We start from the raw sequence: 2,639 nt of genomic DNA, 5'->3' as shown, positions 1-2,639 counted from the left end.
GTCTACACCCTCCTAGCGTTTCTGACAATACACAAAGTAACAGCGGCAGGCGAAAAAACATTTGCTGTTCACCTGACTGAAAGGTCGAAGTCTGACGCCGTTTATTAAACACGAATCTGGAAAGACTACAGGTGTAAACCTGGAGCATAAAAAACCCGGCANNNCAGCCGGGTTTTTCGATGAGGCTGGAATCAGGCTTCGAATTGCTTGGCCACGAAGTCCCAGTTCACCAGGTTCCAAAACGCTTCTACGTACTTAGGACGCAGGTTGCGGTAGTCGATGTAGTAGGCGTGTTCCCACACATCGCAGGTCAGCAGCGGGGTGTCGCCGCTGGTCAGCGGGTTGCCGGCACCGATGGTGCTGGCCAGAGCCAGAGAGCCGTCAGCCTTCTTCACCAGCCAGCCCCAGCCGGAGCCGAATGTGCCGATGGAAGTCTTGCTGAACTCTTCCTTGAACTTGTCGAAGGAACCGAACGCCTTGTTGATGGCTTCGGCCAGAGCGCCGGTAGGCTCGCCGCCAGCGTTAGGGGCCAGGCATTCCCAGTAGAACGTGTGGTTCCAGACCTGAGCGGCGTTGTTGAAGATACCGCCCGAGGAGGTCTTGATGATTTCTTCCAGGGTCTTGCCTTCGAACTCGGTGCCTGGCACCAGGTTGTTCAGGTTCACGACGTAGGTGTTGTGGTGCTTGTCGTGGTGATATTCCAGAGTCTCCGCAGAAATGTGCGGCACCAGAGCGTCTTTGGCGTAGGGCAGTGGCGGCAATTCAAAAGCCATGGTTTATCTCCTTTCAGGTCAATTGCGGTAATCGCACGGCCGATCACGGGCGGCCAGATACAGCATGCACCGGGAGTTTTACTCTTTTGCGGCGCAGGCCCCGGATCATAGCACCGGGTCTGCGGCTTAACCACGCAACAACTGTGTGGGATAGAGGTTCCAACGCGTTTGACCTGGAGGTCATGAAACCCGTCAGGCTGAGCGGATCAACTGAAAGGCCACGCTGAACATCATCACGGCGATCATCACGTCCAGCATGCGCCATGTGGCGGGGCGGGCCAGCCAGGGCGCGAGCCATGCCGCACCAAGTGCCAGGCTTGAGAACCACAGCAGCGAGGCGCTGGCAGCACCGGCCACGTACGCCCCCGGCACGTCCTGTTGTGCCCCGAGCGAGCCAATCAGCAGTACGGTGTCCAGATACACGTGCGGGTTCAGCAAGGTAACGGCCAGCGCACTAAGCAACACGGTGCGCAGTGATTTTCTGCCAACCGCTGCGCTGTGTTCCAGGCTCTGCCGTGAGCAGGCGCGGCGTAATGCCTGCAGGCCATACCAGCTCAGGAATATCACGCCGCCCCAGCGCGCTACCGCCAGCAATGTCGGGTTTTGTGCGAGCACATTGGCCAGTCCGAAGACGCCTGCCGCCACCAGAATGGCGTCGCACACAATGCACAGCAACGCCACGGGCACGTGATGTTCACGACGCAGGCCCTGAGCCAGCACAAAAGCATTTTGAGTACCGATAGCCATGATCAGGCCTGCCGCGATCAGCAGCCCATTGAGGTAGCTTTGCCACATGAGGATGTTCCATTGAGCAGATTCAGGTAGCCATTCTCAGAGGGTGAGCGCTATAAGGAAAACAAATAATAATCATCGCTCATTAGGAAAACTGATGTTCGACTACAAATTGTTATCTGCATTGGCGGCTGTGATCGAGCAAGCCGGTTTCGAGCGTGCCGCTCAGGTGCTGGGGCTGTCTCAATCTGCGGTTTCGCAGCGCATCAAATTGCTGGAGGCACGCATTGGTCTGCCGGTGCTGGTGCGCGCGACGCCACCGAGCCCGACCGACATCGGACGCCGCCTGCTCAATCATGTACAGCAGGTCCGTTTGCTGGAGCGCGACTTGCAGAGTCAGGTGCCGGCGCTGGATGAAGAGGGCATGCCCGAGCGTCTGCGAATCGCCTTGAATGCCGACAGTCTGGCGACCTGGTGGGCACCGGCCATCGGCGCGTTTTGCACGCAACACCGGCTGTTGCTGGATCTGGTTGTCGAAGATCAGGACGTAGGGCTCAAGCGCATGCGTGCAGGCGAGGTCGCGGCCTGCCTGTGTGGCAGCGAGCGTCCGGTGGCCGGGGCGCGCAGCCAGTTGCTGGGGGCCATGCGCTATCGGGCGCTGGCCAGTCCTTCATTCATCGCCCGCCATTTTCCGCACGGCGTGAGCCCGGCAAATCTGGCCAGATCGGCAGCACTGGTGTACGGGCCGGACGACCTTTTGCAGCATCGTTATCTGGCACTTCTTGGCGTTCAGGACGGCTTCGAGCATCATTTGTGCCCGTCGTCCGAAGGTTTCATACGTATGATCGAGGCCGGGATGGGCTGGGGCCTGGCGCCCGAGTTGCAGGTGCGCGACCAATTGCGCAGCGGCACCCTGCTTGAATTGCTGCCAGAGCGCTGCATCGATGTGCCGTTGTACTGGCACTATTGGCGCAATGGCGGGCAGCTCTTGACGCAGCTTACCGAACATCTTGCGCAACATTCGGCCGATTGGCTGGTGCCGCTGAGCGAGGAATGATCGTCAACATGATCATGTGTAATCCATGCAGGCAGGGTTTTCCCTTTTCTGCAGATGCGTTAAGAGGGTGTAGACAA

3 protein-coding genes are annotated in these 2,639 nt (G+C 58.8%); 1 reads left to right on the top strand and 2 read right to left on the bottom strand.

What is annotated here, in order from left to right:
• Nucleotides 1-191 precede the first annotated feature (191 nt).
• Both sodB and ALO64_RS01845 read right to left on the bottom strand, forming a co-directional pair.
• Nucleotides 192-773, bottom strand: a complete 582-nt coding sequence (gene sodB, locus ALO64_RS01850; RefSeq protein WP_005734692.1) for a superoxide dismutase [Fe] — start codon at nucleotides 771-773, stop codon at nucleotides 192-194.
• 192 nt (nucleotides 774-965) lie between these two features.
• Nucleotides 966-1,568, bottom strand: a complete 603-nt coding sequence (locus ALO64_RS01845) for a LysE/ArgO family amino acid transporter (RefSeq protein WP_019741825.1) — start codon at nucleotides 1,566-1,568, stop codon at nucleotides 966-968.
• A gap of 94 nt (nucleotides 1,569-1,662) precedes the next feature.
• Between ALO64_RS01845 and ALO64_RS01840 the strand changes: the two genes are divergently transcribed.
• On the top strand, nucleotides 1,663-2,562 hold the full coding sequence (locus ALO64_RS01840) for a LysR family transcriptional regulator ArgP (RefSeq protein WP_044345801.1): 900 nt from the start codon (nucleotides 1,663-1,665) through the stop codon (nucleotides 2,560-2,562).
• Nucleotides 2,563-2,639: the final 77 nt, after the last annotated feature.

Source organism: Pseudomonas meliae, assembly GCF_001400515.1.
GTDB classification, from domain to species: Bacteria; Pseudomonadota; Gammaproteobacteria; order Pseudomonadales; family Pseudomonadaceae; genus Aquipseudomonas; species Aquipseudomonas amygdali.
Note: the sequence above shows the minus strand (reverse complement) of the source record. Positions and strands in the feature narration are given on the sequence as shown.

What these genes read in the sequence shown, in the direction of transcription:
- sodB (WP_005734692.1), bottom strand. Translation starts at nt 773, where the DNA reads ATGGCTTTTGAATTGCCGCCACTGCCCTACGCCAAAGACGCTCTGGTG.
- ALO64_RS01845 (WP_019741825.1), bottom strand. Translation starts at nt 1,568, where the DNA reads ATGTGGCAAAGCTACCTCAATGGGCTGCTGATCGCGGCAGGCCTGATC.
- ALO64_RS01840 (WP_044345801.1), top strand. Translation starts at nt 1,663, where the DNA reads ATGTTCGACTACAAATTGTTATCTGCATTGGCGGCTGTGATCGAGCAA.